Origin of the sequence: Cognatishimia coralii, assembly GCF_037478305.1 — a bacterium.
Taxonomy (GTDB): Bacteria; Pseudomonadota; Alphaproteobacteria; order Rhodobacterales; family Rhodobacteraceae; genus Cognatishimia; species Cognatishimia coralii.
In genome coordinates this window covers 625,291-650,793 of record NZ_JBBGAZ010000001.1, presented here as the reverse complement: position 1 = coordinate 650,793, position 25,503 = coordinate 625,291, and the positions used below count along the sequence as shown (strand labels likewise).

Annotated in this window: 20 protein-coding genes; 12 read left to right on the top strand and 8 right to left on the bottom strand. The window is 57.7% G+C overall.

Going from position 1 to position 25,503, the window contains the following annotated elements:
• Positions 1 to 102: 102 nt before the first annotated feature.
• From WG622_RS03325 to WG622_RS03315, 3 genes are read right to left on the bottom strand one after another with little or no spacing between them, the layout of a single operon-like run.
• A complete protein-coding gene (locus WG622_RS03325; protein WP_339402278.1) occupies positions 103 to 576 on the bottom strand; it encodes a CinA family protein in 474 nt (157 codons plus the stop codon).
• The gene (locus tag WG622_RS03320) at positions 573 to 1,061 is read right to left on the bottom strand and encodes a phosphatidylglycerophosphatase A family protein (RefSeq protein WP_339402277.1); all 489 of its coding nucleotides are present in this window, start codon (positions 1,059 to 1,061) and stop codon (positions 573 to 575) included. The genes WG622_RS03325 and WG622_RS03320 overlap by 4 nt, the downstream gene beginning before the upstream one ends.
• Positions 1,058 to 2,200, bottom strand: a complete 1,143-nt coding sequence (locus tag WG622_RS03315; RefSeq protein ID WP_339402276.1) for a bifunctional 2-C-methyl-D-erythritol 4-phosphate cytidylyltransferase/2-C-methyl-D-erythritol 2,4-cyclodiphosphate synthase — start codon at positions 2,198 to 2,200, stop codon at positions 1,058 to 1,060. Before WG622_RS03315 ends, WG622_RS03320 begins: the two co-directional genes overlap by 4 nt.
• Positions 2,201 to 2,359: 159 nt before the next feature.
• Between WG622_RS03315 and dusB the strand changes: the two genes are divergently transcribed.
• The 9 genes from dusB to hflX all read left to right on the top strand — a co-directional run bounded on the left by dusB (position 2,360) and on the right by hflX (position 14,212).
• Positions 2,360 to 3,358: a tRNA dihydrouridine synthase DusB gene (dusB, locus tag WG622_RS03310; RefSeq protein ID WP_438838871.1), complete on the top strand. Its 999-nt coding sequence runs from the start codon at positions 2,360 to 2,362 to the stop codon at positions 3,356 to 3,358.
• A complete protein-coding gene (locus WG622_RS03305) occupies positions 3,355 to 4,434 on the top strand; it encodes a two-component system sensor histidine kinase NtrB (RefSeq protein ID WP_339402275.1) in 1,080 nt (359 codons plus the stop codon). Before dusB ends, WG622_RS03305 begins: the two co-directional genes overlap by 4 nt.
• A gap of 3 nt (positions 4,435 to 4,437) precedes the next feature.
• Complete coding sequence (locus tag WG622_RS03300; RefSeq protein ID WP_339402274.1) at positions 4,438 to 5,805, top strand: response regulator; 1,368 nt, start codon at positions 4,438 to 4,440, stop codon at positions 5,803 to 5,805.
• 196 nt (positions 5,806 to 6,001) lie between these two features.
• A complete protein-coding gene (locus WG622_RS03295; protein ID WP_339402273.1) occupies positions 6,002 to 8,161 on the top strand; it encodes a sensor histidine kinase NtrY-like in 2,160 nt (719 codons plus the stop codon).
• Positions 8,162 to 8,166: 5 nt separating this feature from the next.
• Positions 8,167 to 9,570, top strand: a complete 1,404-nt coding sequence (ntrX, locus tag WG622_RS03290; protein ID WP_339402272.1) for a nitrogen assimilation response regulator NtrX — start codon at positions 8,167 to 8,169, stop codon at positions 9,568 to 9,570.
• 96 nt (positions 9,571 to 9,666) lie between these two features.
• Positions 9,667 to 11,046, top strand: a complete 1,380-nt coding sequence (trkA, locus tag WG622_RS03285) for a Trk system potassium transporter TrkA (RefSeq protein WP_339402271.1) — start codon at positions 9,667 to 9,669, stop codon at positions 11,044 to 11,046.
• 69 nt (positions 11,047 to 11,115) lie between these two features.
• The gene (locus WG622_RS03280) at positions 11,116 to 12,576 is read left to right on the top strand and encodes a TrkH family potassium uptake protein (RefSeq protein ID WP_339402270.1); all 1,461 of its coding nucleotides are present in this window, start codon (positions 11,116 to 11,118) and stop codon (positions 12,574 to 12,576) included.
• Between the two features lie 125 nt (positions 12,577 to 12,701).
• Positions 12,702 to 12,941, top strand: a complete 240-nt coding sequence (gene hfq / locus WG622_RS03275) for an RNA chaperone Hfq (RefSeq protein WP_058314310.1) — start codon at positions 12,702 to 12,704, stop codon at positions 12,939 to 12,941.
• Positions 12,941 to 14,212: a GTPase HflX gene (gene hflX / locus WG622_RS03270; protein ID WP_339402269.1), complete on the top strand. Its 1,272-nt coding sequence runs from the start codon at positions 12,941 to 12,943 to the stop codon at positions 14,210 to 14,212. Before hfq ends, hflX begins: the two co-directional genes overlap by 1 nt.
• Positions 14,213 to 14,292: 80 nt before the next feature.
• On the opposite strand, the gene WG622_RS03265 is transcribed toward hflX, so the two are convergent.
• Positions 14,293 to 16,752 carry a penicillin acylase family protein gene (locus WG622_RS03265; RefSeq protein WP_339402268.1) on the bottom strand — a complete coding sequence of 820 codons (2,460 nt, stop codon included), beginning with the start codon at positions 16,750 to 16,752 and terminating at the stop codon, positions 14,293 to 14,295.
• A 108-nt stretch (positions 16,753 to 16,860) separates the two neighbouring features.
• On the opposite strand from WG622_RS03265, the gene WG622_RS03260 reads away from it, so the two are divergent.
• Positions 16,861 to 17,733, top strand: a complete 873-nt coding sequence (locus WG622_RS03260; RefSeq protein WP_339402267.1) for an NAD(P)-dependent oxidoreductase — start codon at positions 16,861 to 16,863, stop codon at positions 17,731 to 17,733.
• Here WG622_RS03260 and WG622_RS03255 read toward each other — a convergent pair.
• From WG622_RS03255 to hemB, 3 genes are all read right to left on the bottom strand, one after another.
• Positions 17,667 to 18,509 (bottom strand): alpha/beta hydrolase, encoded by an 843-nt coding sequence (locus WG622_RS03255; protein ID WP_339402266.1) that lies wholly within the window; start codon positions 18,507 to 18,509, stop codon positions 17,667 to 17,669. The two genes, WG622_RS03260 and WG622_RS03255, sit on opposite strands and share 67 nt — an antisense overlap.
• A gap of 9 nt (positions 18,510 to 18,518) precedes the next feature.
• Entirely contained in the window at positions 18,519 to 19,079 is a 561-nt protein-coding gene (locus WG622_RS03250; protein WP_339402265.1) for a lipid-binding SYLF domain-containing protein, read from the bottom strand.
• A 90-nt stretch (positions 19,080 to 19,169) separates the two neighbouring features.
• Positions 19,170 to 20,171: a porphobilinogen synthase gene (gene hemB / locus WG622_RS03245; RefSeq protein ID WP_339402264.1), complete on the bottom strand. Its 1,002-nt coding sequence runs from the start codon at positions 20,169 to 20,171 to the stop codon at positions 19,170 to 19,172.
• Between the two features lie 114 nt (positions 20,172 to 20,285).
• On the opposite strand from hemB, the gene WG622_RS03240 reads away from it, so the two are divergent.
• The gene (locus WG622_RS03240) at positions 20,286 to 20,810 is read left to right on the top strand and encodes a component of SufBCD complex (protein ID WP_339402263.1); all 525 of its coding nucleotides are present in this window, start codon (positions 20,286 to 20,288) and stop codon (positions 20,808 to 20,810) included.
• Between the two features lie 10 nt (positions 20,811 to 20,820).
• Complete coding sequence (gene mfd, locus WG622_RS03235; RefSeq protein WP_339402262.1) at positions 20,821 to 24,267, top strand: transcription-repair coupling factor; 3,447 nt, start codon at positions 20,821 to 20,823, stop codon at positions 24,265 to 24,267.
• Here mfd and WG622_RS03230 read toward each other — a convergent pair.
• The gene (locus WG622_RS03230; RefSeq protein ID WP_339402261.1) at positions 24,264 to 25,466 is read right to left on the bottom strand and encodes a multidrug effflux MFS transporter; all 1,203 of its coding nucleotides are present in this window, start codon (positions 25,464 to 25,466) and stop codon (positions 24,264 to 24,266) included. The two genes, mfd and WG622_RS03230, sit on opposite strands and share 4 nt — an antisense overlap.
• Between the last annotated feature and the right edge of the window lie 37 nt (positions 25,467 to 25,503).

Genomic DNA, 25,503 nt, shown 5'->3' with positions numbered 1-25,503 from the left:
GCAAAACAAAGCGGCAGTTTTGTTTGCGGTGTCTATTTTATATGCGTTTTGCGGCATGATTAAAAAATATGCTAAAAAATACCGCTAACGGCTAAAAAATAATCAAAATTGAGATGAGGCGGTGATTAGCAGGCGCAAGGCGTGATTTCTGGCCGAATCTCGCACATTTTTTCGCCCGATTGCCCCAAATTCCACCGTTTCTGTGATGGTTTCGGTTTTCGAAGTGATGCCAAAACAGACGCGACCTTCGGGTTTAAACTCGGATCCACCGGGGCCTGCGATCCCGGTGATCGAGACGGCGATGGTGGCATTGCTACGCGCAACCGCGCCCTCGGCCATTTCGCGCGCGACCGGCTCAGATACTGCGCCGTGGGCGTCAAGGGTTGCGGGGGATACGCCCAGCATCTGGATTTTCGCGTCATTGGTGTAGGTGACAAATCCCCGATCAAGGATCGCCGAAGATCCCGCGACGTCAGTGATCGCTGCCGAGACCATCCCGCCAGTGCAGCTTTCGGCTGTCGCGATGACCACGCCTTTGGCTTTGGCGATCTCTAAGAGGTCTTCGGCGAGTGTCACAGGATCACCATGTGATAGAACCCACCCAATATGGTGACCGCGATGGCCGCGAAAACACCCGCAAAGACGTCATCCAACATCACGCCCAAGGCGTCGCCGCGACGGTCGGCCCAGCCGACAATAGAGGGCTTCCAGATGTCAAAGAGGCGGAAGAAGAAAAAGCCCGCGATCCAGCCGGGATACATCGCGAGGGCAGGTAGGCCCATTTTCCAAGTACCGTAGCTTACGACAAATAGCGCGATCCATTGGCCGACGACTTCGTCGACAACGACTTCGCTGGGGTCATGGTTGTCACTGCCGCGCGTCATGGCCGCGGTGGCCCACCAGCCGATGAGGAATACAATGACAGTGGCAGCGACCAAAGTCGGAAAGCCGCCAAAGATCTGGATGAAAAGAGCGAATAAGACCCCCGCTAAAGAGCCCCAAGTGCCGGGGGCAGGGCGCAGGTAGCCGACGTAAAAGACAGTCGCGATGAATTTGCTCATGATTTCACCAAAGTTGCGGTGGCGAGGGCTGCGATACCTTCTTCGCGGCCTGTAAAGCCCAAGCGCTCGCTTGTGGTGGCTTTGATGCTGACCCGGTCTTCGTCCATACCCATCAGCTCTGCCATACGCGAGATCATCTTAGCGGCATTCGGCCCGATCTTGGGGCGCTCGCAGATCAGGGTGCAATCAATATTGCTGATAGTGAACCCTTTGGACGCTGCCAGATCCACCGCATGTTTCAGGAAAATCGCGCTGTCGGCGTCCTTCCATTCCATCTCGCTTGGGGGGAAATGCCGCCCGATGTCACCTTCCGCCAGCGCGCCATAAATCGCGTCGGTGACTGCATGCATGCCCACGTCCGCATCCGAATGCCCCTTGAGCGCTTTGTCATGCGGGATCGTGACCCCGCAGAGCACGACATGATCGCCTTCTTCAAAGGCATGCACGTCAAAGCCGTTGCCCAGTCGAATATCCATAGTCCCTCGCAAAATGCGTTCCGCGCGGGCGAAATCCCCGGGCGTTGTGATTTTCAGATTGGCCTCGTCGCCTTCGGTGATCGTGACGTTTACGCCTGCCGCGCGTGCGACTTCAACATCATCAGCCGCTTGGCCGTCAAAAGAACGATGCGCGGCCAGAATGGTTTCAAAATCAAACCCTTGCGGGGTTTGCGCGCGGTAAAGATCCGCGCGATCCTGCGTCCCTGTGACCTGAGCGTCTTCGCCCCGCCAAAGCGCATCCGAGACCGCTAAAGCAGGGGCCGCGGCTTTGCTAGTTTTCAGGGCGTCGATCACGCCTGCAATCACATGCTCCGGCACCGTTGCGCGCGCCACATCGTGAATCAGGACATGGGTTGCGCCCGTCCCGACCAAGGCCTCAAGCCCCGCGCGCACCGATGCATCCCGTGTCGCGCCGCCATGCACGGTTTTCACGTCCAGACTGTCATAAAACTGTGCATCATCAGGGTGTACGACCAGCAGACTCTCGTCCACCTTTGGGTGGTTTCGGAAAGCCTTGAGTGCCCAGTCCGCCACGCGGCGACCCGCCAGAGGCTGCCATTGTTTGGGTAAAGCCCCTCCGGCGCGTGTGCCGCGGCCTGCGGCGACGATAAGGGCAATTGTTTTCTGGTGCTGCTCACTCATAGGGCCTGTCTATGTCCAGAACAGGCTTTGCGCAATCGACCTAGGTGTGTTGCTTGAAAAATAGGCACATGCTTAAATTGGAGCCGAAATTCCGGTGCGATTCATTGTCGAGCGCGGTGTTTCCGAATAATTTCAAGGCGCTGCACAAGGAATACGCATGTGAGCATTCGACTCAACGACATAATTCTGGATCCGCCGGTCTTTTTGGCGCCGTTGGCTGGAATCACCGATCTGCCGTTTCGGGAGTTGGTTGCGCGCTTTGGCGCGGGGTTGGTTGTGTCTGAAATGATCGCGTCTCAGGATTTGATTAACGCGAAACCAGGCGTGCGGGAAAAGGCCGAGCTTGGGTTTGGCGTTGCGGGCACCTCTGTGCAGATCGCGGGCTGTGAGGCCTATTGGATGGCTGAGGCTGCTAAAATGGCCGAAGCCAATGGCGCGCGGATCATTGACATCAATATGGGCTGTCCCGCCAAGAAGGTGACAAGCACCAGTGGGGCAGGCGCCTCGGGCTCGGCGCTGATGCGCGAACCGGACCTGGCGATTTCCTTGATCGAGGCGGTGGTTGAGGCCGTGGATGTGCCGGTGACGCTCAAAACCCGTTTGGGCTGGGATGATGACATGCTGAATGCGCCCGAGCTGGTGGCGCGGGCCGAGGCGGTTGGCATCCAGATGGTGACGATCCACGGGCGCACGCGCTGCCAGTTCTATAAGGGCGCGGCGGATTGGGGCGCGATTTCTAAGGTCAAAGAGGCCGTCGACATTCCAGTCATTGCGAATGGCGATATTGTGGACACAGTGACGGCCAAAGAAGCCTTGCGTCAGTCCGGCGCGGATGGTGTGATGTTGGGGCGCGGCGTGCAGGGGAGACCTTGGCTGCCTGCGGTGGTTGCGTCAGAAATCTATGGCACGGCGATGCCGGAAATCCCCAGCGCTGATGAATTTATTCAAATGGTATCAGAGCATTACGACGCGATTCTCAGTTTCTACGGCACGCCTTTGGGCGTCAAAGTCGCGCGCAAACATTTGGGATGGTACATGGACGAAGCAGGCTGCGACAAGCCGTTGCGCACAGCCGTTTTGACGGCGAAAACACCGGCCGAGGTGCTGCGGCTTTTGCCCGACGCCTTGGGCGCGGGTCCTGAAAGGAGCGCGGCATGATGTCAGATTCAGCGCTCTGGGCCTCGCTTCCGATCCCCGCGATTATGGTCGACAAGGAGGATTGTATTCAGGATATCAATGGGGTGGCCGAAGTGTTCCTGAATGCCTCTGCGAAGTCGATTAAAGGCACCCCGGTCTGGGATCGCATCGCAATTGACGCGCCGCTAGAGCAGGCCTTTGCACGGGCCCGCAAGCAGAATTCCTCGCTGTTTGTGAATGACGCGGACGTAGGCACCGGCAACGCGCCTCCCATGCAATGCAACCTGCAAATCGCCCCAGTTCAGGGCTCTGACGGAGACATGTTGTTCCTGTTTGAGCCTCAGGAACTGGCAAGCCGTGTCTCGATCTCCGAAAGCGTGAAGAACGCTGCCAAATCCGCCATCGGCATGGCGGAAATGCTGGCGCATGAGATCAAAAACCCGCTGGCGGGGATCACCGGAGCGGCTCAACTTTTGTCGATGAACCTCAAGCCAGAGGATCTGGAACTGACCGATCTGATCGTCGAGGAAAGCCGCCGGATTGTGAAGCTGCTGGAGCAGGTCGAGCAGTTCGGCAACCTACAACCACCCGCCCATACGGCGGTGAATATCCACGACGTTCTGGACCGCGCGCGCCGGTCTGCGCTCTTGGGGTTTGGCGCGCATATGACCATCAAGGAAGAGTACGACCCCTCGCTTCCTTTTGCTTTGGGCGACAGCGATCAATTGCTTCAGGTCATTTTGAACCTGTTGAAAAACGCCTCAGAAGCCGCTGGAAAGTCAGGCACAATTCGCTTGCGGTCTTACTTTGAACATAGCTTTAGATTGCGGCGCAATGACGGCTCGGGCCAGTCGCTGCCGCTCCAAATCGAGGTCATCGATGATGGCCCTGGATTGCCTCAGGACATCAAAGGCGACATCTTTGATCCCTTTGTCTCGGGGCGTGAAAACGGTACGGGGCTTGGCCTCGCGTTGGTGAGTAAAATTATCTCTGATCACGGGGGCTGGATCTCGGTGGATTCTGTGCCAGGCAAGACGGTGTTCCGCATCTCTCTACCCCGCGCCCCTAAAAACCTCATTCCTGCGAAGGAGACTTAAGCCATGGATGGAACCGTCCTTGTTGCTGATGACGACCGTACGATTCGCACCGTGTTAACCCAGGCGCTGACGCGCGCGGGGTGTAAGGTGCATGCCACAAGCTCACTGACCACGCTGATGCGTTGGGTAGGTGAGGGCAAAGGTGATGTAGTGATCACCGATGTGATGATGCCCGATGGCAATGGGCTCGAGATGCTGCCCAAGATTTCCGAGGACCGCCCGCAATTGCCGGTCATCGTGATTTCAGCGCAAAACACGATCATGACGGCTATTCAAGCAGCCGAGGCCGAGGCCTACGACTATCTGCCCAAACCGTTTGATTTGCCCGACCTGATGAAGCGTACAGCGAAGGCCCTGAGCGAAAAGCGCCGCGTGGCGGCAGCGCCCGCGGCAGATGAGAATGATCGTCCGGATGAACTGCCTTTGGTCGGGCGCACGCCAGTCATGCAGTCACTCTATCGCTTGGTGGCGCGGGTGATGAACACGGATCTACCAGTCTTGATTTCAGGTGAGTCAGGCACGGGTAAGTCTCTGATTGCTAAGGAAATACACGACTTCTCGGATCGCCGCACATTGCCGTTTATCACAGTCACAGCCTCCGATCTTACAGATCTGGAAGGCCCGGCACGGGTTCTCGCGCGTGCAAAAGGCGGTACTGTCGTATTCGACGAGGTCTCGAACCTCGACAGTGAAACCCAGGCCCGCGTTGTGCGCATGATGGACAATCCCGGTGATCACAATCCTCGGTTCATGGCGACCAGCCAGGTTGATCTGATGAATGCGGTCGAAAAGGGCACCATGCGTAAGGATCTCTTCTATCGCCTGAATGGGGCCAATCTGGTTGTGCCTTCGCTGCGCGAGCGGGTGGATGATATCCCGCTCTTGGTCGACTACTTCCTCGCTCGTCTAGAACGTGATGGCGCGTCGATGCGGGTGTTCTCTGAGGACGCGCGCGAGTTGTTCCGGGCCTATAGCTGGCCCGGCAACGTGCGCCAGCTAGAGAATGCGGTGAAGCGGCTGGTTCTGACCGCACGGGGCGAAGAGATTTCGCAATCCGAGGCGGAAACCGTGCTCGGCACCCAGCCCGAGGCCGTGCCTTTGCTCAGCGGTGGTGAGAGCGAAAAGCTGTCAGGCTCTGTGGCGCGCCATTTGAAACGGTATTTTGACCTGCACGGCAATATGCTGCCGCCGCCAGGGCTCTATGGTCGGATCCTTAAGGAAATCGAGCTGCCGCTGATTGAAATCGCACTGGATGCGACCGGTGGAAATCAGGCGAAATGCGCGGATCTGTTGGGAATCAACCGGAATACCCTGCGTAAGAAAATCACCGATCTCGATATTCACGTGACACGGCGCAGAAAGTTGATGTAAAACTGCCACAACGCGTGGCAAATCGGGCGCAATGGCTCGGTTTGCCACTGAATGTGGGAGTGATGCGCTTGTCGATCACAGGATTTAGTGAGTGCGCCGCGTGGCGACTGGTGTAAACGCAACACATTGGTTGCGCTTCCTACGCCTGCGCAGACAGCGGCGTGCGCAAAATCTCGCCACCTTTGGTGTGGTTTTTATGGGGCCAATTCTGGCCGTCGCGACCTTTCTGATTTTCGGCCCCTTTGATCAAGGATCCTCCACCACCTCGCTGCGCGTCATTCTGTTGACGGATCTCGTATATGTGCTGGCGGTGGCGGCACTTGTTCTGCAGCGCTTGGTGCGGATCGTCGCCTCGCGCCGGTCTCGGTCGGCGGGGTCAAGATTGCACATGCGGCTGACTGGGGCTTTTGCCTCTATGGCCTTAGTGCCAGCGGTCACAGTCGCGATTTTTGCGGGGCTGACGATCAATATCGGCCTTGAGGGGTGGTTTTCGGACCGTGTAAGTCGCGTGGTCGGCAATTCGGTGTCCGCTGCCCATGCTTATGAAGCAGAGCATATCCGCGATCTGGAAACAGACGTGTTTATCGTGGCGGATTTTCTGAACACGGTGAAACGCTCGTCTGGAACTCTGTTCACGCGCGGCGATCTGCGCCAAATGCTGTCTGAAGCGCAGACGAGCATCCAGCGCGGCTTGCGCGAAGCCTTTGTGGTTGATGGAACCGGAGAGCTTTTGGCGCGGGGCGACCGATCCTACCTCTTTGATTTTGAGCAGCCTTCTGAGGTACAAATCTCGGCTGCGCGTGACGATGGCATCGTGATCATTCGCGATCTGGAACAAAACGAGCTGCGCGCCTTGGTGCATCTGGATGCGTTCGTGGATCGATATCTCTATGTCAGTCGCGAAGTCGATGGCGAAATTTTTGCGCTGCTGGATGAAACCCGAGAAACCGCGAACCTTTATACCCAATTGGAAGAGGACCGTGGCCGCGTGCTGTTTGAATATGGCCTGATCTACATCGGTTTTGCGGTCATTCTGATCCTCGCCGCGATCTGGATGGGGCTGTGGTTTGCCGAGCGTCTCTCGCGTCCCGTGGGCCGTCTGGCCAGTGCCGCGCAAAGGGTTGGGGCAGGTGATCTGGACGTTCAGGTCGTTGAAGAGGATGGCGACGACGAGATCGCCATGCTCGGGCGCTACTTCAACCAGATGACGCGGCAATTGAAAGGCCAGCGTCAGACGCTGCTGGACAACACAACTCAGATCGAGCGACGTCAGCGGTTGTTTGATTCTGTGCTGAGCTCGGTGACCTCGGGCGTTGTGGGTTTGGACAACGATGGTCAGATCACCTTCGCCAACCGTTCGGCACAGCGGTTGTTGCATTGGGACGGCTCCCATCGCGCGACGCCTTTGGCCGTTTCGATCCCAGAATTCACCGGTCTCTTTGAGGAAATGCGAGACGGTGGCCAGGAGGTCGCCCAGCAGGAAATCAAGGTGATCCGAGGCGGGCAGCAGGAAAACCTTTTGGTGCGTTTTGCCACGCGGAGGTCGGATCAAGGTGGGCTTGAGGGCTATGTTGTGGCCTTTGATGACGTCACCGATCTGGTCACGGCTCAGCGTATGGCGGCTTGGGGTGATGTGGCCCGTCGGATCGCCCATGAGATCAAAAATCCACTCACGCCGATCCAGCTCTCGGCGGAACGGATCAAGCGCAAATTCGCGCCAAAAGTCGGCGAAGACTCAGATAGCCTCATGTCGATGACCGATGTGATCGTGCGACAAACTGAGGATCTTCGGCGGATTGTCGATGAATTTAGCAAGTTTGCGCGGATGCCGGAACCGGAGCTTCGCGTGCATGACGTCGCGCAAATCTTGCGCGATGCGGCGTTGTTGCAGGACGCGGGGCAGCCCGATGTACGATTTGATCTGGACATTCCAGAGGGCGTTTTACCGGCGAATATTGACGCGACAATGATCTCGCAGGCTCTGACAAATTTGATCAAAAATGCGGGAGAAGCCATTGAAACCTTTCAACAAAAGTGTGCGCCAGAGGGGCTCGTGCCCGAAGTGCGTATTCAGCTAGAGGCCCAGGACGAAACCTGCATCATCCGCATTATGGACAATGGCATCGGCCTACCTGCAGATCGCGCGCGTCTCTTTGAGCCATATGTCACCACGCGCGACAAAGGCACTGGCCTGGGCCTTCCCATCGTGAAGAAAATCATCGAAGAACATGGGGGTACGCTGGCTTTGCTCGATGCGCCTGTGTTCGCGGGGAACGAACATTTCGGTGCGATGGCGGAAATCACATTGCCTGTTTTGCAGGCAGAGCACACAGAACCAACGGAACTAAAAGGGTGAACCCTATGGGAGACATTCTGATCGTCGATGATGAACGGGACATCCGGGAATTGATCTCGGATATTCTGAAGGACGAGGGATACAGCACACGGCTTGCGTCAAATTCCGACGAGGCGATGGAAGAGGTCACCTCTGATCAGCCTGCCTTGATGATCCTGGATATCTGGCTCAAGGACAGCAATATGGACGGGATTGATATCCTCAAGACTGTCAAACGTGACTACCCCGATGTGCCAATCGTGATCATCTCCGGCCATGGCAATATCGAGATCGCGGTGGCTGCGATCAAACAGGGGGCCTACGATTTCATCGAAAAGCCCTTCAACATCGACCAGCTCATGGTGGTTGTGCGCCGTGCGATGGAAACCAGCCGGTTGCGTCGTGAGAATTCCGAGCTCAAGCAACAAGACGGTAAGCCGACCGAGATGATCGGGGATTCTGCGGCCTTCCGTACGATGGTTGGCAATTTGGATAAGGTGACCAAGTCCAACGGCCGTGTGATGCTGTCGGGTCCGTCGGGGTCGGGCAAAGAATTGGCGGCGCGGTTCATTCATCAGAACTCGCTGCGTGCGTCTGCACCTTTTGTGACTGTGAATTGTGCGGGCGTGGAGCCTGACCGCGTCGAAGAGGTGCTCTTTGGCCGTGAAAGCCTGGAGCGTGGCGTGGAAGCGGGTCTCTTGGAGCAGGCCAACGGCGGGTCCGTCTATTTCGACGAGGTCGCGGATATGCCCTTGGGCACCCAGACCAAGATCCTGCGGGTTCTGGTCGATCAAAGTTTCACCCGCGTCGGCGGCAGCGACAAGATCAAGGTGGATCTGCGTGTGATTTCCTCGACCAGCAAGGATCTGGCCGAAGAAATCGAGGCCGAGCGCTTCCGCGAGGAGCTCTATCACCGTCTGAATGTGGTGCCAATTGCCGTGCCGTCCTTGTCGGAACGCCGCGAAGATATTCCGGTCTTGGCCGAGTATTTCATCGAAGGGTTCAATGAATCCCAAGGCCTGCCGCAGCGCGAACTGTCTGACGATGCAGTGGCGCTCATGCAGACCATGAGCTGGCCGGGGAATATCCGACAGCTTAAGAACCTGATCGAACGCGTCCTGATCCTTGGCGACGAAACCGGACCGATTGAGGCCCGGGAACTCCCGGGCGATGAGGGACCTGCGCAGGAAGAGGGCCGTGTGGTGCTCTCTGGTGCTTTGGCAACCATGCCGTTGCGAGAAGCACGCGAGGCCTTTGAGCGCGAATACCTGCTGACCCAGATCAATCGTTTTGGCGGCAATATCAGCCGGACGGCGTCATTTGTGGGCATGGAACGCTCTGCGTTGCACCGCAAGCTCAAGTCTCTGGGTGTTGTGACCAGCAATAAATCCGGATCCCGCGTGGCCTCGGTCGAAGAGCTCGAAGGCTAGGCGGCTTTCAATCGGTTTAGACGTCAAACTCTCTTGGGGTTTGACGATTGCTGCGACTTCTGACACACCAAAGTTCAAGCAAGAGCGGAGACTTGGATGAAAGTCATCATTTGCGGTGCCGGGCAGGTGGGCTGGCAGATTGCGCGCCATCTGGCCAATGAACGCAATGACGTCACGGTGGTCGACAATAACGCAGACCTCGTGCGCCGGGCCACAGATGCTTTGGATGTCCAGGGCGTTGCTGGGTTCGCGAGCTATCCGGACATTCTGGAACGGGCAGGGGCGCGTGATGCGGATATGATCATCGCGGCCACTCACTCGGACGAGGTCAATATGGTGACCTGTCAGGTGGCTCATTCGGTCTTTGAGGTGCCTCGTAAAATCGCGCGGCTGCGCTCGCAAAGCTATCTGGATGCGATTTATTCGGATCTTTACCGCCGCGATCACATGCCGATTGAGGTGGTGATCAGCCCGGAACGCGAGGTTGCGGATGCGGCGCTCAAGCGTCTGTCGGCGGCGGCAACCTTTGACACGGAATTCTTTCTGGACGGCAAGCTGCAGTTGATTGGTATCACGCTGGACGAAGACTGCCCGGTCGTGAACACGCCCTTGCGCCAATTGTCGGACCTGTTTTCCACCCTGCGTGCGGTGGTCGTCGGTGTGCGCCGCGAAGGCACGCTCTTTGCGCCAGAGCCGGGCGATCAGCTTTTCGTAGGTGATGATTGCTATGTGATGGTCAACACCGAGGACTTTAGCCGCGCCTTGGAAATCTTTGGCAAACAACAACAAAAGCAAGAACGTGTTGTCCTGATCGGGGGCGGAAACGTCGGCCGGATGGTGGCGCAAAAGCTCGAAGACCTACCGGGCCGCGCAATCCGTGCCAAGATGATCGAGCGGGATCGCAAGATCGCCGAACGCTCGGCCGAAGCGCTGGAACGCACGATTGTTCTGAACGGAGACGGTCTGGACGCGAGCCTTCTGCAAGAGGCCGGCGCAACGCGCGCCGACGCGGTCTTGGCGGTGACGGATGACGACAAAACCAACATCCTTGGCGCCGTGCGCGCGAAATCCATGGGTTGTAAACTGGCGGTGGCCTTGATCAACGACCCGACCTTGGTGCCTTTGATGGCCCCTCTGGGGATTGACGCCTATATTAACCCGCGCGCCACGACAGTCTCGTCGATCCTGCGTCACATCCGTCATGGTCGCGTGCGCGACGTATATTCGCTGGGGGATGCTGAGGCGGAAATCATCGAGGCCGAGGTTCTGTCGACCTCACCCATCGCTGGCAAGCAGATCCGAGACATTGATTTCCCCGAGGGCGTGCTGATCGGCGGGATCAAGCAGGGTGACCAGATCATCAAGCCCAACGGCGGTACGCGGGTGAACGAGGGTGATATCATTGCGCTCTTCGCGCTTAGTCAGGACGTCGGACAGGTTGAAAGCCTGTTGCAGGTCTCGATCGACTATTTCTAGAACACCATGTGGTCGCGCCTGACATCTCAAACGCTGTTGCTCCAGTTTCTGTGGCTTGCGGGCGTGTGTATGTTTGCACCTGCGATCTATGCAGGTGTGACGGACGATTTTCTGACCGCTCGGACGTTTCTTTATAGCGGCATCCTCACGCTATTCTTCGCGACGCTTGTGACAATTGCCACACAAGACACCCCCAGCGCGCGGATGGGCTCGCTGCAGCAATCGCTTTACGCTCTGTTTGCAGCCCTCACGATCTTGCCTGCAATCCTCGCGATCCCTTTTGCGGAGTCCCTGCAAACAACAAGCTTTGTGAACGCCTACCTCGAGATGGTCTCAGCTCTCACTACCACGGGCCTTGATTTGTGGGAGGATCCTAAACGCCTGCCGGATGCGCTTCATTTATGGCGCGGCATGGTCGCCTGGTTCGGAGGCCTTATGATGTGGATCGCGGCGGTTGCGGTTTTTGCGCCGCTCAGCCTCGGTGGCTTTGAGGTTACCGCGCGCAGCGGTTTTGCCGATCACACCCGCGGCACGCCCGCAGCGGCCCAGATCGATCCGGTACGCCGCTGGAAGCGCGCAGCGCGCATGCTGACGCCGATTTATGCCGGACTGACCTTTGCCCTGTGGATCATGCTGGCCGTGATGGGTGACGCGCCCCTTGCAGCCTTGATCCACGCCATGTCCGTCATGTCCACCAGCGGCATTTCCCAGATCGGCGGCATCGAGAACGCGCAATCGGGCCTTGGCGGAGAGATCGTGATCTTTTTCTTCCTGCTTTTTGCCTTGTCTCGTCAGACATTTAGCGCCGATATTGGTGCCACCAGTCGCGATCAGATCTGGCAGGATCCAGAGTTCCGTTTCGGCGTCATGTTCGTCTTTGCCATTCCGCTTTTGCTGTTCCTGCGCCACTGGTTGGGGGCCTTTGAGGTCAACGAAGAAGAGAACATCTTCGCGGCGCTTCGTGCGCTCTGGGGCGCGATATTTACGGTTCTTTCCTTTATGACCACCACCGGTTTTCAAAGCGTAGACTGGCAGACCTCACAAAGCTGGTCAGGTCTTGGCACACCCGGTGTTCTGTTGATGGGGCTCGCGGTGATCGGCGGGGGCGTCGCCACCACCGCAGGCGGCGTCAAGCTCTTGCGCGTCTTTGCGCTCTACCTGCAAGGATTGCGCGAGATGGAGCGCCTGGTGCATCCCAATTCTGTCAGCGGCTCGGGCCGCCGCGACAGACGCATTCGCCGCAAAGGCGCGGTCATTGCCTGGGTGTTTTTCATGCTCTTTGCGCTGTCGCTGACGGTTGTCACTTTCCTGCTGACTTTTGCGGGTTCTAGTTTTGAAGAGGCGGTGCTTTTAGCGGTCTCAACCCTCTCGACAACAGGCCCATTGGTGCAAGCCGCCGCTGAAAACCCCGTCGAGCTTCTGTCGCTCAGTCTGGCCGGAAAGCTTATTTTATGTGCATCTATGGTCACGGGCCGCCTTGAGACCCTCGTGATCATCGCGCTTTTGACGCCTGATCTGTGGCGGAACTAGTATTTTAGCCCTAACAATCGTGTTTCTGGCCGTTTTAGGGGGTGGAAACTTGCGCCGTAGCGTTTCATACTCTTTTTTGGAAGCGTTGCACGCGCAGCAAGCAAAAACAAAAAAGGCGACTTACGATGGCTTCGGATCGGCAAAACCTGCAGGACGCATTTCTTAACCACGTCCGTAAAACAAAGGTTCCGGTAACAATTTTTCTGATTAATGGTGTGAAGCTGCAGGGTGTGATTACCTGGTTCGACAATTTCTGCGTGCTTCTGCGCCGCGATGGTCAAAGCCAGCTGGTGTATAAACACGCGATTTCCACGATCATGCCGGCACAGCCAATCAGCCTTTATGAGGGTGAAGACGCCCAGTGATGGAGCATGACACCCGCATCACCCGAGCCTGGGTGGTGCGACCCGAAGTCAAATCCCCGGATGCAAAACGTGACGCCTCTTCTGCTTTGGAAGAGGCGGTTTCACTTGCGGCGGCTCTTCCCAATATCGAGGTGGTGGGGTCTGACGTCGTGCGGCTGGCCAAGATCCAGCCAGGGACTCTGTTTGGCACCGGCAAGATCGAAGAGCTGCATGATCGGTTCCATGCCGAAAAGATCGACCTCTTGTTGATTGATGGGCCGGTCACGCCGGTTCAGCAGCGTAACTTGGAAAAAGCGCTTGAGGTTAAGATCCTTGATCGAACGGGTTTGATCCTTGAGATCTTCTCGGATCGCGCCCGCACCCGCGAAGGTGTGCTGCAGGTCGAGATGGCGGCGCTGTCTTATCAGCGGACACGACTGGTCCGTGCCTGGACCCACTTGGAACGTCAAAGGGGTGGGCTTGGCTTTGTGGGTGGTCCGGGTGAAACCCAGATCGAGGCCGACCGACGTGCGATTGACGAACAACTCGTGCGCCTGCGTCGGCAGCTCGCCAAGGTCGTCAAAACCCGCGAACTCCATCGCGGAGCGCGCGCCAAAGTGCCATATCCGATTGTCGCGCTTGTCGGCTATACAAACGCTGGAAAATCTACGCTTTTCAATCGTGTAACCGGCGCTGAAGTCATGGCGAAAGACATGCTTTTCGCCACGCTTGACCCCACAATGCGGCGTCTTGAACTGACCGACGGCCCCGAAGTGATCCTGTCTGACACGGTGGGCTTCATCTCTGATCTGCCGACCGAACTTGTTGCCGCATTCCGAGCCACGCTCGAAGAAGTCCTCGCCGCCGATCTGATCCTGCATGTACGCGATATCAGCCACGCGGAAACCGACAATCAGGCCGATGACGTGGCCAAGATCCTCACGTCGCTTGGTGTGGATGAAAACATCCCGCAGCTCGAAGTCTGGAACAAAATCGACCAGATGGAAGCAGACGAGATCGCCGCCTCGCAAGCACGCTCGGAACGCAGTGACGACATCTTTGCGATCTCGGCCATCACGGGCGAAGGCATCGACCAACTCCTCGCAGAGATCGCCGTGCGCCTGCAGGGCGAGCATAGCATCGAAGAGCTGTCCCTCCCGTTTTCAGCAGGCAAAGAACGCGCCTGGCTCTTTGCTGAAGGCGTGATCGAGAGCGAGGCTCAAACCGATGAAGGATTTGACATCACCGTCAAATGGACCACCAAACAGGCCGCGCAGTTTAAGAAACTCTAAGCTTTTCTCTTGCCCCAAATATCCCGGGGGGAGGCGGAATTTCGTGAAAATTCCGACGGGGGCAGAGCCCCCCGATAGCATCACGGCAAAAGTGTCGTGACCCCAACCGCCGCGGCGCGCGCGAGACCTTCGTCCAGCGACATCGGGATATACTCTCCACGCCGCCAAAGCTGGGCCAGATCGTCGTAGTACCTGCTTAGCGGGTGCCCTGACTGGCCCGTCGAAATGATGAACACAGAGGAATCCGGATCCGCGAAATCATAGACACCGCGATAGCCCGCTGCGTGGACATTGTGGAACGGATCATCCCCTTCGCCTGAGGTGCGCCCGCGCTGCAAGGTATTGTCTCCGCCGCTGGTGGACTGGCGGATGTTCACGAAGGTTCGCAGCAGAGGAACCTCTCCCAGAACCGGGTGATCGTGGGTCGCCTGATGCGCATCGCCCCAGCGCAGGCTTTCAAAGTTGTCGCCATAGCGCTCGTTGATCCAGATGATCGCGTCATCCAGCGCCATGCGGGCGACATCCGTGCAAGTCTCCACCGGAGCGCTCTGGATCACGTCGCACCAGGCGCTCGCGCCATCCACATCGCGGAAGACACGTTCGATGAACAAAGGCTCTACGTGTTTGAATTCGCTGATCAAAGGTCCAAGCTCGTCCTTGGCCAAACGGTCCTGAAGCGCGCGCATCCAGGCGGCATAGATCAAGGGTTCCGGCAGATGTTCATTCATCTCGCCGTTCCAATTGGCCAAAAGATCCAAGGCCTCTTTGCGCTGGCGCTCTTGCGTGCCTTGCGCCGTGGTGCCCGCGGTAAACCACAGATCCGCCGCCACCAAAGGCAGCAAAGACCGCGCGGTCACGCTGACCGTATCCAATTGCGCCTCGATGAAACTGTCGCGCGTATGAACCGCGCGGCCCTGCATCAAACGCTGCCAGCGTTGCACGCGTTGACTGTCGCCCCACACGAATGACACGTGCAATGGAAAGGCGCGATCCACGGTTTTGTTGTTGGTATTGCCGAGGATGCCGCCGACGGGCGCCACGAATTCCGGATTGCTGGAATAGGGCAACCGGCCTTGCCAGCGGTTCTCGACCTTGGACCCAAGGCTCGGCAAGCGCCCCTGACTTTGATGGCGAGCAGACCGACGTGGCAGGGCTCCGATCACTTTCATTGCGATGGTGTCGCTGTCCACGAGCGTTAAGTTCTGCGCGGGTGCCAGAAACGCTTCGCTATTGCGGATCGCTTCGCGCACGTCCTGGGCAAACATCAGATCGATGGCCGCATTCATCGAGGTGTCTGCGGGGCTGAGCACCGTCCAACTGACGGCCGCGACATGGCCTTTCGGAGTCACAGTGCCCAGATCGAAATTGCTTGCGGGCAAGACGGGCCCATTGTCGGTCCAGCGTAGGGTGAGGGTGATGGGCTCCTGCTCGGAGACTTTGATGATCGTCTTGCGTGTCACAAAGTCCTGATAGCCATTCGGCCCCAGATATTGATCCGGATTGTTTGGATTGATTTCTTCGATAAAGACGTCCTGATCATCCACATAGGCCGAGGTCAGCCCCCAGCCCAGTTGCGCGCTGCGGCCGGTCAGGATCGCTGGAATACCCGGAATGGTCCCCCCGATCACGCCGCCAGAGGACAGCTCGAGCCGCGCCAGATACCAGATCGCCGGAGCCGTCAGCCCAAGGTGAGGATCATTGGCCATCAGCGTGCCGCCCGAGGCAGATCGTGCCGGCGCTGCGGCCCAAGCGTTCGAGGCACCAGCAAGGCCGCGTTCTGGAAACGGGGACAGCGGGTGCGATTTTAGGTCTGCGGTCTGCACGTATTTTGGAACACCCGGCACGAGCTGCGCGAATTCAGGAAGGTCCGCCACGCCTTTTCCCGGATGATCGGGCAGGATGTCTTTCAGGCGGGTTTCATCGCTCAGCGCCAAAGAGACGCGGGCGCGCAGGACTTCTTCGTCCAGATGCCCGGCCAGTTGCAAAGACATAAGCTTTTGAATTGAAATGGAATCTGCGACGCGCCATGGCGCAATCGGTGCGTTGAAAATGAACATCTCTGGTGCGCCGCGACCAAGTGACTCTTCATTCACTTCGGAGATCCGGGCGTTCACGCCATTGGCGTAAGCCGTCATCAAGACCCGTGAGCGCTCTGACAGAGACTCCACAGAGCTTACCGCCAGCGTATAGATCCCAAGCCGTCGCAACAGCTTGTCGATATCCAGCGTCTGAGCGCCAAAGACTTCGGACAAGCGCCCCTGCGCCGTGCGCCGCATGGTGGTCATCTGCCACAGACGATCCTGCGCATGGGCGTATCCCAGTGCAAAGAACACATCCGGATCCGTCTCGCCAAAGATATGCGGGACATTGGCATTGTTGCGCACAATTTCCACGGGGGCCGAGACGTAGCCCGTCTGCAATTCCTTGTCATAGTCTGGCAGCGAGCGGGACGCGAAATAATAGACCAAAGCGCCAAAGGCGAAGATCAGAATGAAGGTCGCGGTTGTCAGGCGGAACAGCCACTTAAATATTCTTGTCATTGCGCGTCTCTATTGGGTCTTGCTTTGGTATTTGCTCTTGCGCTTGGGCCTTTGTCGCGGGCACACATGCAGACAGACATTACGACGAATTTGCGAGGGGGAAAAGCGATGACACGCGTGGCATTTCTGGGACTTGGCGTCATGGGATATCCAATGGCGGGGCACCTTAAATCTAAGGGGTTTGAGGTGGTGGTTTATAACCGAACTGCTGCAAAAGCCGAGGGCTGGGTGAAGGAGCACGGTGGCGAAATGGCGCTTACGCCCGCAGGTGCAGCAGAGGGTGCGGATTTTGTCATGGCCTGCGTTGGTAACGATGATGATTTGCGTCAGGTCTGTGTCTGCGAGGGCGGGGCCTTTGCAGCGATGAAAGACGGTGCGATCTTTGTGGATCACACGACGGTGTCTGCCAAAGTCACGCGCGAGCTTTATGAGGCGGCGGGTGCCGCTGGTCTTGGCTTTGTCGACGCACCGATCTCTGGTGGTCAGGCGGGGGCCGAGAATGGGGTTTTGTCCATCATGTGCGGTGGTGATGCAGACACTTACACCAAGGCCGAGCCGGTCATGGAGTCCTACGCACGCATCTGTCGTCGTATTGGCGAGAGCGGCGCGGGCCAGATGACCAAAATGTGCAACCAGATCGCCATTGCTGGCGTGGTTCAGGGCCTCTCTGAAGCTCTGCATTTTGCCGAGAAAGCCGGTCTGGATGGCGCGGCGGTTGTTGAGGTGATTTCGCAGGGTGCGGCGGGCTCTTGGCAGATGTCCAACCGCTATGAGACGATGATTGCAGATCACTTTGAGCACGGTTTTGCGGTAGACTGGATGCGAAAGGATCTTGGGATTTGTTTGGACACTGCGGATGAAACTGGCGCAAGCCTGCCTGTGACGGCTTTGGTCGATCAGTTCTACAAGGACGTTCAGAAACTGGGCGGCGGGCGTTGGGATACATCCAGCCTTATCAAGCGTTTACGGGCACTCGACTGATCTGAAAACGCATCAAATAACATCCGCATATGCGTCCAATAGGGCGTGCCTGTCTTGTCTTTGTCATTTAGCAAGGCCTCAACAGGCGCGCCATGTCCGCGCCGCGCGCAGATGATCGTGCGCAACGGAGCTTCGGCCTGACGCGCGGCTTTCTCTACTAGTGCAGTATTCTGAGGCCGGATGATGCGATCCATGGTACTGTGCAGCATGAGGCTCGGGACGCCGTTGGGCGAGAGGCACCAAGGTTGCACCATGGCAGCGCCCAATCCAAGAACTGCGTCGGGCCGGCATGTCGTTGGCAGGTTCTCGGGCGGGTAGGACAAAGACAGCGCTGCTATCCCGCCCGCCGAAATGCCAACCACAAACACGCTGTTTGTCGCGATATCCCAGTCTGAGCTTTGCGATTTCATGAAGGCGACCGCTGCACCTAAGTCTAAACGCGCGGCTTCGAAAGCAGGCCCCATCAACCGCTTGGACGTTGTTAGCCCGCTTTCGATAGAGCGTTTTCTGTTGGCGCGAATGGTTTTTCTGTGTGTGATATCAAAGGCGTACAGCGGCGTATTCAAGCGATAGCTGATCGACGCAAAAGCATATCCGTCACGCGCAAACCGCCGCGCGAGGGGCAAAACCTCTGCCGAGGAACGCGTGCCTTTTTGAAAGCCTCCGCCATGGGCGAAGACCACGGTCGCTTGCGGGGTGCGATAGGGCAAATACAAATCGAGCGCCAGATTTTCAGAAGGGCGCTCGACGTAGGTGATATTTTCGATGATCCGCATCGGCGGAGTTTACGGGATGATCCGCGTGTATTTCGACCCCTCAAGCGTCGCGCCAATCCGTGCACCGGCACGACCAAAGACGACCGCCAGAACCGGGCTGCGCAGGGTCGTTGTGTCGGTCGCCAAAGAGTCGCCTTGATCAGAGACAACATACTCCAGGTCAGCACCGGCCGCCCATCCGCGAGAGCTCTGGAATTCCTGCAGCGCGCCTTCGGTCATGAAGAAAAGAACATGCGCGAATTGCTGGGCACCGATCTGAAAGCCAAAGTTCGCGCGTGTTGTGGAATAGTAATCCACGACCTCGTCATTTACCTTCAGAGCGCCGCGTCCGTAGCCGCCACCAAAGCCAAGACCTGCTTCGGTGATCAGCGGCATGACCAGCATACCGGCCGCCTTATCAGCGAGGTCGATCGTGTTTGGGTACTCGTCGTACATATAGTTCAGCGTCGCCTCAACGCGCGCATTGATCGTGTCAGACCCGCGGCTGTTGACGCCATTTCCGCACGCCGTCGCCATGGTCACGCTGGCCATGGCCGCAAGGATGAGGGCACGTCTTTTGATCGTTTTCATCTGTTTGCCTGTTCTTATCACTGTCGATTTGCGCCACAATATAGACCCATCGGCCCGCATTGTCACCCAAGATAGAGCGATTTCGGCGCTTTAGCGCCCAAGGAGTCCTTTGGCGATCAGCGGCGCGAAATAGGTGAGAATTCCGTCGCACCCAGCGCGTTTAAAGGCCATCAGGCTTTCGACCATGGCCTTGTCCCCATCGATCCAACCGTTTTGCGCCGCGGCCTGGATCATCGCGTATTCGCCAGAGACCTGATAGGCGAAGGTCGGCACGCCAAAGCTGTCTTTCACACGGCGGCAAATGTCCAAATAAGGCATGCCGGGTTTGACCATCACCATATCCGCACCTTCCATGAGATCACGTTCGACCATCCGCAACGCCTCATCAGAGTTGGCGGGATCCATTTGATAGGTTTTCTTGTCACCTTTCAAAGCGCCGGCCGCGCCAACCGCATCGCGGAAGGGGCCGTAAAAAGCGCTCGCATACTTCGCAGAATAAGACATGAGCGCCACATCTTTATGGCCCGCGCCTTCCAAAGCGCTGCGCAATGCGCCGATGCGACCGTCCATCATGTCCGAAGGCCCGATGATATCGACACCCGCCTCAGCTTGGCTAAGCGCCTGTTTCACGAGGGCTTCGATGGTTTCATCATTGGCCACATAGCCGTCGATCACAAACCCATCCTGACCGGTGTCACTGTATGGGTCGAGCGCCACGTCGGTCATGATCGCGATCTCTGGCACGGCCTCTTTGATGGCTCGTGTCGCGCGGTTAGAGAGGTTGTCGGGGTTCCAGGCCTCAGCACAATCCGACGTGCGCTTGTCGCCCTCGGTGTAGGGAAAGAGGCAGATCACAGGGATACCCAGATCTGCAGCCTCTTTGGCAGCCTCGACAATCCGGTCAACTGAGCGACGCACCACGCCGGGCATTGAGGGCACGGGTTCTTCGATATTCTCGCCTTCTCGCACAAAGACCGGCCAGATCAGATCGCCAACACTCAACGTGGTTTCCTGCACCAAGGACCGCAGCGCGGGCGTATTCCTAAGACGACGCGGACGCGCAGCGGGAAAAGGGGCGATTGTCGGTTTCATATAAGCCTCATTCTTTGTAGAAAACGGGGTGCCATGGAATTTGCTGCGCGACAAGGGTAGGAATTGCCGCGCACCGAGGATATGGATCAACAAAACCACTTAAGGACGCGCTGCGTGGACCTGCATACTTCTATCATCGAGCTTATCGACCTGCGCAGTTTTTCCAACCTCTGGTTCTGGATTATGCTTGCGCTTTTGTGGTCGTCGGCCAGCCATTGGGTTCTGGGCATTCCCTATGATCTTGTGTTGCGCGCGCGGCGTCGCGGAGGGCAACATGAGGTCGATCTGGCGGATATGGTACGCATCAACGTCGGGCGGCTTTTGTATATCAGCCGTGTCTCGGGCCTCGCGATGCTGTCTTTTGGATGTTTCATCCTGAGCTCTCTGGCAGTCGTCGGATTCTACTATCGCTACGAATTCGCGCAGGCGGTGTTTCTAATCCTTTTCCCGATGTCGATTATCGGGCTTTTGTCCCTATCGACGGCACGTGCGCTTGAGGTCGAGGATCTGACCCGCGAGACGCTGTACAAACGTTTGGCACGGCATCGTATCTACGTCCAACTCATTGGAATGCTGTCGATTTTCGTAACATCCCTCTGGGGGATGTATCAGAACTTCCAACTCTCGCCGCTGAACTGACGGGGCTGACATGACGACACAACATCACGTCACCGTAGGTGGCGCGCCCGAAGGGTTCGACGCCAAGCTGATCCTCGAGGAAATGGAGCGTTCGGGCGGTCCGGTTCTGCATATAGCACGGGACGACAAGCGACTGGCGGCAATGCAGGCGGCGCTGGCCTTCTTTGGGCCGGATGTGCCTGTGGTGGTATTCCCTGGCTGGGATTGCTTGCCATATGACCGCGTCTCGCCGAATGCGGATATTGCAGCGGCACGGATGGCGACCTTGGCGGGGCTGGTGCATGGGATGCCAAAGCAGTTCGTCCTGTTGACGACGCTGAATGCGGCAACGCAACGGGTTCCCGCGCGCGAGGTTCTGAAAGACGCGGCGTTTCGCGCGCAGGTGAACTATCAGGTCAACGAAAAGGAACTTCGCGAATTTCTGGTACGGATGGGCTTTACCCAAGCGCCCACGGTGATGGAGCCCGGAGACTACGCGATCCGCGGCGGTATCATCGACATCTACCCGCCCGGAGAGGGCGGGCCTGTTCGGCTTGATTTGTTCGGAGACGTTCTGGACGGCGCGCGCCGCTTTGATCCTGTGTCGCAGCGCACGACGGAAACGCTGGACTTGGTGGAACTTGCCCCTGTGTCGGAGGTCATTCTGGATGAGGCGGCGATCACGCGGTTCCGGCAGAATTATCGCATCGAGTTTGGGGCGGCTGGCACGGATGACCCTTTGTATGAGGCGGTGTCAGCAGGGCGCAAACATCAGGGGATTGAGCATTGGTTGCCGTTCTTTCATGAGCGGCTGGAGACACTGTTCGACTATCTGCCAGAGGCGTCGATCAGCGTGGATGATCAGTGCGAGCCGTCGCGTTTGGCCCGCTGGGACTCGGTCAAGGATCAATACGAAACCCGCGCCCATGCGTTGACTCAAAAGAACCGGTTGGACACGGTCTATAAACCTGTGCCTGCAGAGTTGCTGTATATGGACGATGCGGCATGGAGTGAGGCCGTTGGCTCGCGTCGAGTGCTGAATTTCAAGCCGCTCCCACAGGCGTCAGGGCCTGGCGCGATTGACAAGATGGCGCGGATTGGCCGGAATTTCTCGCCAGAGCGACAGTTGGAAAACGTGAGCCTTTTCAGTGCTCTTGCAGATCATATTAATGCGAAACTTTACAATGGGCCGGTGGTCGTTGCGTCCTATTCCGAAGGTGCGCGGGAACGTCTGAGTGGCCTTATCGAAGATGAAGGCCTTGCCGAGACCATCGCCATCAAAGACGCCAAAGCCATCGGTAAATCCGGGCTCTATCTGGCCGTTTGGGCGCTGGAAAGCGGCTTTGAGGCTCCCGGTCTGACGGTGATTTCCGAGCAGGACGTGCTGGGCGACCGCCTGATCCGCGCGCCGAAAAAACGGCGCAAGGCCGAGAATTTCCTGACCGAAACGCAATCGCTTAGTCCCGGTGATTTGGTCGTGCATGTGGATCACGGGATCGGCCGCTATCACGGGCTAGAGGTCATCACGGCGGCGGGCGCGGCGCATGAATGCATCAGCCTTGAATATGCCGAGAAGGCCAAGCTGTATCTACCGGTCGAAAACATCGAGCTCTTGTCGAAATACGGCCATGACGAAGGGCTGCTGGACCGTCTTGGTGGCGGGGCCTGGCAAGCGAAGAAGGCCAAACTGAAAGAGCGCATCCGCGAAATGGCGGATAAGCTCATTCGCGTGGCCGCCGAGCGTGCCTTGCGCAAAGCGCCTATGCTCGAGGCACCGCATCACGCCTGGGAGGCTTTTTCCGCGCGTTTCCCCTATAGCGAAACCGAAGATCAGCTCAGCGCCATTGGTGATGTGATGGAGGATCTGGCGTCGGGTCTGCCGATGGATCGTTTGGTCTGTGGCGATGTGGGCTTTGGCAAAACCGAAGTCGCCATGCGCGCGGCCTTTGCGGCGGCGATGTCAGGCGTGCAGGTCGCGGTGATTGCGCCGACGACATTGCTGGCCCGACAGCACCTCAAGAGCTTCTCAGAACGCTTCCGGGGTTTCCCATTGGAAGTGCGCGGGCTGTCTCGTTTTGTGTCCGCGAAAGAGGCAGAGAAAACCCGCGATGGCATGTCGCGTGGAACGGTTGATATCGTGGTTGGCACCCATGCGTTGCTGGCTAAAAACATTAAATTCCAGAATCTTGGCCTGCTGATTGTTGATGAAGAACAGCACTTTGGGGTGGCCCATAAAGAACGCCTGAAACAACTGCGGTCCGACGTCCATGTTTTGACCCTGACCGCGACGCCGATCCCTCGGACGCTGCAACTCAGCCTCTCTGGCGTGCGAGATCTGTCGATCATCGGCACGCCGCCTGTGGATCGCCTGGCGATCCGCACTTACGTCAGCGAGTTTGACGGAGTGACCATCCGTGAGGCGCTCTTGCGCGAACATTATCGCGGCGGCCAGTCCTTCTACGTGGTCCCACGCATCTCTGATCTGCCTGAAATCGAAGAGTTCCTGAAGGAACAGCTCCCTGAGCTGACCTATGTGGTCGCCCATGGCCAAATGGCCGCAGGAGAGCTGGATGACCGGATGAACGCTTTCTATGATGGCAAATACGATGTGCTTTTGGCGACAACGATTGTGGAATCGGGCCTCGATATCCCGACGGCCAATACAATGGTCGTCCATCGCGCCGATATGTTTGGCCTGAGCCAGTTGTATCAGATCCGTGGCCGCGTGGGGCGCTCCAAGACCCGCGCCTATGCCTATCTGACGACGAAACCGCGCAAACCTTTGACGCCAGCGGCCGAAAAGCGTCTGCGCGTTCTTGGCTCGCTCGATACACTTGGGGCCGGATTTACGCTGGCTTCTCAAGACCTTGATATCCGTGGGGCAGGGAACCTTTTGGGCGAAGAGCAATCTGGTCAGATGCGTGATGTGGGCTATGAGCTTTACCAAAGCATGCTCGAAGAGGCGATCGCCAAGATCCGTGCGGGCGAGATGGAAGGCCTGTCTGAGGTCGACGATCAATGGGCCCCGCAGATCAATCTGGGCGTGCCGGTTCTGATTCCTGAAGATTACGTGCCGGATCTGGACGTGCGTCTGGGGCTCTATCGTCGTCTGTCGAGCCTCACCAACAAAGTCGAGCTAGAAGGCTTTGCGGCCGAACTCATCGACCGCTTTGGCAAGCTGCCGAATGAGGTGAACACGCTCTTGCTGGTCGTGCGCATCAAAGCGATGTGTAAACGGGCAGGGATCGCGAAACTGGACGGCGGGCCGAAGGGCGCGACCATTCAGTTCCACAATGACAAGTTCGCCTCGCCTGAAGGTCTGGTGGCCTTTATTCAGGATCAGCGCGGCTTGGCAAAGATCAAGGACAATAAGATCGTCGTGCGGCGTGACTGGAAAAACAACCGCGACAAGATCCGTGGTGCCTTTGAAATTGCGCGGGATTTGGCAGTGAAGGCGAAGCCTAAGAAAAAGGCCTAGGCCTCATTCGCAGGCCTAGGACCTAACTTAAGCATCAAGGCGTAACTGATTGCCAAGCCAATGAAAGTCCCGATCAGAACCGCGCGCGGTGTGCCGTCAAAGGCCAGCCCAATTGGGATCGCGAGGGCCGCTGCGAGGATCGTGGAAATGGCCCCGTTCACCGAGGCCGCGAGGCCTGCGATATGGCCCATGGGTTCCATCGACAGGGCCGTGAGATTTGGGAAAACGAAGCTCATCGAGAACATGAAAGATGTGGAGTAGATAAAGAACGTCAAGATTGTCATGTTCCCGCTCAGCAGTAAGCCGAGCATCAGGATTGTCATGACCAGATGGCCTAAAACTGCGGATTTCACCAGCAATCGCATTCCGTAGCGCAGCACTAGCCTTCCGTTCAGGAAATTGCCGGGAATGGCCAAAAGGGCGGAACCTGCGAACCAATAGGGGAAGGTCTCTGCGGCGCCAAAGCTCTCGGCGTAGATCGGTTGCACGGATGAAATCAGCGCAAAAAGTCCCGCGAAGGTCAGCGTTAGAACGGTGACCGAAAATCGAAAGACGCGGTTTGAGAGGCATTCGACAACCGCGTTGCCCATGGCGCGCGCGGAAATGGGGACTCGATTTTCGCGCTGCAAGGTTTCGGGTTGCCGCGTGGCCAGCCATGTGCCGATGACAATGGCAAACAGAACGAAAGAAACGAAAATCGCGCGCCAGCCGAAAGCAATCATGATCTGTTGGCCGATCAAAGGCGCGACGGCGGGGACGAGTACAAAGATCATCATCGAGTAAGAGCTAATCGAGGCCATGCGTTCCCCGCTATAGAGGTCTCGGACCATGGCCAAGGCGGCAATGCGCGGGCCTGCGACCGCGAGACCCTGGATCAGACGTCCCGCAAGAACGGACTCAAGGCTGCTCGCCGTCGCCGCCATCACTGCGCCAATGGTATAAAGGACGTAACCCCCTAAGATCACAGGCTTTCTGCCAAAGGCATCCGACAATGGACCTGCAAAGAACGTGCCGATGCCCATGCCCAAAACAAAGATGCCGACCACCAAAGTGGCGCGCTCTGGGTCAGCAGGGCTGAGTTCCTCTCCCATGACGGTCAATGCGGGCAGCATGGCGTCGATGGAAAAGGCGATGGTGGCGAAAAGCATTGCGGTCAACGCAATGAATTCCAATTCCGACAAGCGGCGTTGGTCAGTCACGGGGCGATCCTTTGGTTGACGACCGCGCCCTTGCAAA